Source organism: Gelidibacter sp., from assembly GCF_035515035.1.
Lineage (GTDB): Bacteria > Bacteroidota > Bacteroidia > Flavobacteriales > Flavobacteriaceae > Gelidibacter.
Genome location: NZ_DATJCA010000014.1, coordinates 1 through 5,232, shown reverse-complemented (window position 1 = coordinate 5,232; position 5,232 = coordinate 1). Strand labels below are relative to the sequence as shown.

Here is a 5,232-nt window from a genome sequence, read left to right as displayed (position 1 = left end):
ACCGAACCGGATCCAAAGGGTAATTGAAGCTCTTGCTGATAGTGGTTTTAAAAGTATGACCCTGTCACAAGCAGAAGGCACGGGAGCGTTCAAGGCAAAAGGCGCAAGACCGTCGCTGGATTTTCACGTGACAGATAGTCCAGTGGTCAAGCTGGAACTGGTTTGTCAAAATGAGGAAGCCCAAGCCGCAATTGAAACAATTCTAAGAAATGGTAAAACGGAAGAACCAGGAGACGGGATTATTTATATCGCAAATATAGAAGATGCCTTTCACATTAAAACGGGGGAATCCTTAAAACGTTTCGACCTGTAAATCAATTTATAAACAAATGGAAAAAATAGTTCAATTTTTAGAAAGCAAAGGAATAAGGCCTACTGCAATGCGCCTTTTGACCTATAAGCGGTTGGCAGAGTTGAATGTGGCCATCAGCCTTGGCGATTTGGAAAAGGATTTTAAGGTCAGTGAAAGAAGTACCCTATTTAGAACTATGAAAACCTTAGAAAAAAAAGGTGTTGTGCATCAAATTGAGGATGGTACAGGAGTCATAAAATACGCTCTTTGCGAAGAAAATTGTGAGTGCGAGGTCGGCAAGGACCTTCATTTACACTTTCGTTGCAACAATTGTAATGAAACGGTCTGTTTAACAGAGCATAAAATCCCTCATATCAACTTACCCGATGGTTATATCACGGAGGATATCAACTTAGTAGTAAAAGGTATTTGCGAAAAATGCAGCGGCCATTCCAGAAATTAAAAGAACAGTATTATGGCTGAACTAAAAAAATCATTGGGAACCCTTCGCCTCACTTTTTACGGTGTAGGTACTATTGTGGGCGCAGGAATATACACGGTAATTGGTGCCGCAGCTGGTCAAGCTGGAACAGACCTTTGGTTGAGTTTTATTTTTGCGGCTATTGCGGCAAGTGTGTCGGCAATGTCTTATGCTGAATTATCCTCAACCTATCCGAATGCGGGTGCGGAATTTATTTTTGTACGCAAGGCGTTTCCTAAAATTGATATTCCGTCTTTTCTCACGGGCTGGACGATTGCGTTCCACAGTTCGGCCACCATCGCTGCGGTGCTACTGGCTTTTTCAAGCTATTTCAACACTTTTTTTAGTATTCCTTCCCTACTTGTCAGTTATGGTGTTTTGGTTATGCTCTCGTTGATAAGCATTACGGGCATCAAGAAATCATCTACCGCTAATATCATTATGGTTAGTATTCAGCTCTTGGGATTGTTCCTTCTTATAGCGTTCGGACTTTTGGAAACAGGCCCACCAAAAGCAGCATTTTTTAAAGTTGAATCCTTTTCCGGTACTTTGGCGGCAACGGCTACCTTGTTTTTTGTTTATACTGGCTTTGAACATATGGCGGCTTTGGGTTCAGAGGTAAAAAACCCTGGCAAGACAATTCCTCGTGCCTTTCTATTGACAATGGTTTTTACAACCGTCATCTATTTGCTCATATCTTTTACGGTACTCAACATTGCCGACCCGTCAGAACTGGCAAAAGTGGATTCGCCACTTTCACTTGCGGCCTCCAACCTCAACAGTTGGTTGCCCGTTGCCTTGGCCGTAGCAGCACTTTTCGCCACTGCCAATGCGGCTTTTAGTGGTATAATTTCTATTAGCAGGTTGCTTTTTGGAATGGCAAGCGTGGGCGAACTACCAAAATTTATGACCAAAACCAATGCACAGAAAGTTCCGTGGGCAACTACCCTTGTAGTTATGGTAGCAGTTGCTGGATTTATATTGTTGGGAGATATCAAAATCGTAGCGGGAATGTCATCTTTGGGTGCATTGCTTGTTTTTGTTGCCGTGAACATTGCACTTATCGTATTGCGTTTCAAAGCACCCAATAAAGAAAGACCATTCAAAGTTCCTTTATCCATTGGAAAAGTTCCAGTATTGCCCATATTGGCGATACTCATTAGTTTGTCCTTGGTAATTCAATATGATTGGGAAGTATATTCAGCATTTGTGGGAGCTATTGCAGTAGGCATTATCTTGGATTATTTTTTGGACAAAAAGTCAAAAGATGAAATAGACCCTGAAAAAGAAAAGGAGCTTTTTAACCATTAATCTAATGTTATGGACTGGATGTTTGAAGATTTTAAAACCGAACTGGATAACCTAAATCCTTACGAAAATGGTAACGCGATCATTGAGTTTGACGATACTAAAACGAATGAAGGTGAAAATTGAGGAAGCAATTAATGCAACAAATTACAAGGTAACAAGAAAAAATAAAAATCAATGGAAGCTATATTAAAATCAGAAATTACCTGTCCAAACTGCGGACACAAAAAAGTAGAAGATATGCCAACAAATTCCTGTCAATTCTTTTATGAATGTGAGAAGTGTAAAACTGTTCTAAAACCAAAAGAAGGTGATTGTTGTGTGTATTGTTCTTATGGTTCTTTGCCCTGTCCTCCTATCCAGTTAACAAGAAAAGATGAATGCTGATGCAAATGCAATTCCTGTGCATAACCTTTTAAAGTATCTTTAAAGAAAATTTTAATAAAATGAAAGCAGCTACATCCCGGCCCTTAAGCCCAAAAGTTAATAAAGAAAAAACAGGCTGGAAAACCCACTGGGACCTTCTGCTTGCCTTGCTGATTTTGGTTATACTGTTAACATTGGAATATGGGTTTAACCTCGACATACCCACTATACCTTTATTGGCAATTAACCTCATTGCTTATCTTCTCGCCGGAAGAAAAGTTTTAGATCTCGCTTGGCGAAAGTCAAAAAGAGGCGATTTCTTCAATGAATTTGTATTGATGAGTGTGGCAACAATCGGCGCATTCATCATTGGAGAATATGAAGAAGGTGTTGCCGTAATGGTATTTTACCAAATAGGCGAATGGTTTCAGGACTCGGCAGTTAAGCGCGCCAAAAGAAGCATTAAAGCCTTGCTTGATATAAGGCCTGATGAAGTTATCGTTCTAAGAAACGGAAAATCACAGGTTATACATCCTTCAGAAGTAGAAATAGGAGAAAAGATACAAGTGAAACCTGGTGAAAAGGTTGCCTTGGATGGTGATCTCATTTCTGAAAAAGCCTCTTTCAACACTGCGGCATTAACAGGGGAGAGCAAACCAGATACCAAATATAAAGGTGAACAGGTACTGGCCGGGATGATCAATCAAAACACACTTGCAGAAGTAAAGGTAACCGCCCTGTTTAGGGATAGTAAACTCAGCAAGATCTTGGAAATGGTACAGGATGCCACCGCACGTAAATCACAGACCCAACTCTTCATATCCCGTTTTGCCAAAGTATATACCCCAATCGTATTTTTCCTTGCACTGGCACTTTGTGTAACCCCAATATTTTTTGTGGATGATTATGTGTTTCGGGAATGGTTTTATCGTGCATTGGTATTCTTGGTGATCAGTTGTCCCTGTGCATTGGTTGTTTCCATACCTCTGGGCTACTTTGGAGGTATCGGCCTTGCTTCCCGAAATGGAATCCTGTTCAAAGGCGGAAACTATTTGGATGTTATGACCCAAGTAAAAACAGTGGTGATGGACAAAACAGGCACCTTGACCAAAGGGGTCTTTAAAGTTCAGCAAGTAGTATCCGAAGGAATTGAAAAAGAAGAACTGATCAAAGTAGCAGCAGCTTTGGAAAAGAACTCGACCCATCCCATAGCCATAGCTGTAACGGATTATGCCGATAATAAACACCAAGGCCTACAAACTTCAAACATTGAAGAAATAGCAGGACACGGCTTGAAAGGCATCGTTGGTAATAAGGAAGTATTGGCTGGAAACCTTAAACTTTTAAAGAAATATGACATAGCTTATCCTGCCGAAGTCGAACAGATTGTAGATACCATAGTGGTATTGTCCATTGATAATAAGTACGCCGGTTATATCACTATTGCCGATGAAATAAAGGAAGATGCATATCAGGCCATCAAGGAAATGCACCGTCTAAACATAAAAACCGTAATGTTATCTGGTGATAAACAAACAGTGGTAGATCAGGTGGCAAAAGTTTTGGGAATTGATGAAGCTTATGGTGGACTGCTTCCGGACGAAAAAGTGGAGAAAGTGGAGGCTCTTAAAAAAGAAGGAGTAAAATTGGCCTTTGTAGGCGATGGTCTTAACGATGCTCCGGTTATTGCCCTCGCCGATGTTGGTATTGCAATGGGCGGTCTCGGTAGTGATGCCACCATCGAAACAGCAGATGTAGTTATTCAAAACGACCAGCCGTCAAAGATCGTTGCAGCAATAAAGGCGGGTAAAATCACCAAAAACATTGTCTGGCAAAATATCATTCTCGCTATGACAGTCAAAATTATAGTACTTGCATTAGGTGCAGGCGGTGTTGCTACTTTATGGGAAGCCGTTATCGCAGATGTGGGTGTAGCTCTTTTGGCTATATTGAATGCTGTGAGAATACAACGGAAGGATTTATAACATCCGCATACTTATCTTGGCTTCAAAAAGATTGTTTTTCTCGAACGAAAAAAATGTTCCTTGCTCTAGCGGTTGTTGCTATGTTCGCTTCAAAAACTTAATAGACAACCCAGATGTCATTTATAAATTGCTCATTCCTCTACTGATATTTTTCATTGTGATATTTATTATTGGTCAAATCCTCAGGCAAATCCTTAACGTTTAGCTATTCAGACAGGGTAAGCCTGACATTAACTACTACGGCAAGAAATTCACCTATTTCATTAGCCATTGCCGTTTCTGCTTTTTCTTATGAACCATTAATAGCATTATCATTAATTATTGAACCATTGGTTGAACTTCCAGTTTGGTTTTGACATCACAAATCATATTGTATTATTGTGCTTAATATACTGACCCTAATTTCCTCACCACTAAAGCTAACCTTATTCCTTCTATAGCGGAATTAGATGATTCCAATTTAAGGAAAAAAACCCACCGCACAGCCATTTGCTTCCAGTCGGTTCTTTTCGTTCGTTCGTGCCTCACTCTCTACAATCACCCACTTCCAGCAACGCGCAGCAAGAGTACTCCTTCAATCGGTTCCGTTACTCTCCACCTCAATCAGTCGCACCCTTGCTTTTTCCCACGCGCATCCAAACGCAGGTAAAGCGGTGTTCGTCAGTCGTTCCGCTTTGTTCCGCAAAAACATATCTGCAAGGGTAAAATGAACTCCCTGCGGTCGCCCTTGCATATACCGTTCACTTACCAGGTGGTTTGTGCTCCAGTAGGTGCTCACCACCTGTCGTTCACTTGTTTTG

6 protein-coding genes are annotated in these 5,232 nt (G+C 40.8%); 5 read left to right on the top strand and 1 reads right to left on the bottom strand.

The window, feature by feature from the left end:
• The 5 genes from VLZ86_RS00745 to VLZ86_RS00725 all read left to right on the top strand — a co-directional run.
• On the top strand, positions 1-313 hold a 313-nt coding region (locus VLZ86_RS00745; protein ID WP_325447711.1), incomplete at its 5' end, for a P-II family nitrogen regulator.
• A 16-nt stretch (positions 314-329) separates the two neighbouring features.
• Positions 330-755, top strand: a complete 426-nt coding sequence (locus VLZ86_RS00740) for a Fur family transcriptional regulator (protein ID WP_325447709.1) — start codon at positions 330-332, stop codon at positions 753-755.
• Positions 756-767: 12 nt separating this feature from the next.
• Positions 768-2,084, top strand: coding sequence for an APC family permease (locus tag VLZ86_RS00735; RefSeq protein WP_325447707.1), 1,317 nt, complete (start codon positions 768-770; stop codon positions 2,082-2,084).
• 174 nt (positions 2,085-2,258) lie between these two features.
• Positions 2,259-2,468 carry a GDCCVxC domain-containing (seleno)protein gene (locus VLZ86_RS00730; protein ID WP_073217619.1) on the top strand — a complete coding sequence of 70 codons (210 nt, stop codon included), beginning with the start codon at positions 2,259-2,261 and terminating at the stop codon, positions 2,466-2,468.
• 59 nt (positions 2,469-2,527) lie between these two features.
• Entirely contained in the window at positions 2,528-4,432 is a 1,905-nt protein-coding gene (locus VLZ86_RS00725) for a heavy metal translocating P-type ATPase (RefSeq protein ID WP_325447702.1), read from the top strand.
• Between the two features lie 574 nt (positions 4,433-5,006).
• Here VLZ86_RS00725 and VLZ86_RS00720 read toward each other — a convergent pair.
• The coding region (locus tag VLZ86_RS00720; RefSeq protein ID WP_325447700.1) for a hypothetical protein at positions 5,007-5,232 on the bottom strand (226 nt) is incomplete at its 5' end.

Coding starts and splice junctions, on each gene's coding strand:
- VLZ86_RS00730 (WP_073217619.1), top strand. CDS start 2,259: ATGGAAGCTATATTAAAATCAGAAATTACCTGTCCAAACTGCGGACAC.
- VLZ86_RS00740 (WP_325447709.1), top strand. CDS start 330: ATGGAAAAAATAGTTCAATTTTTAGAAAGCAAAGGAATAAGGCCTACT.
- VLZ86_RS00735 (WP_325447707.1), top strand. CDS start 768: ATGGCTGAACTAAAAAAATCATTGGGAACCCTTCGCCTCACTTTTTAC.
- VLZ86_RS00725 (WP_325447702.1), top strand. CDS start 2,528: ATGAAAGCAGCTACATCCCGGCCCTTAAGCCCAAAAGTTAATAAAGAA.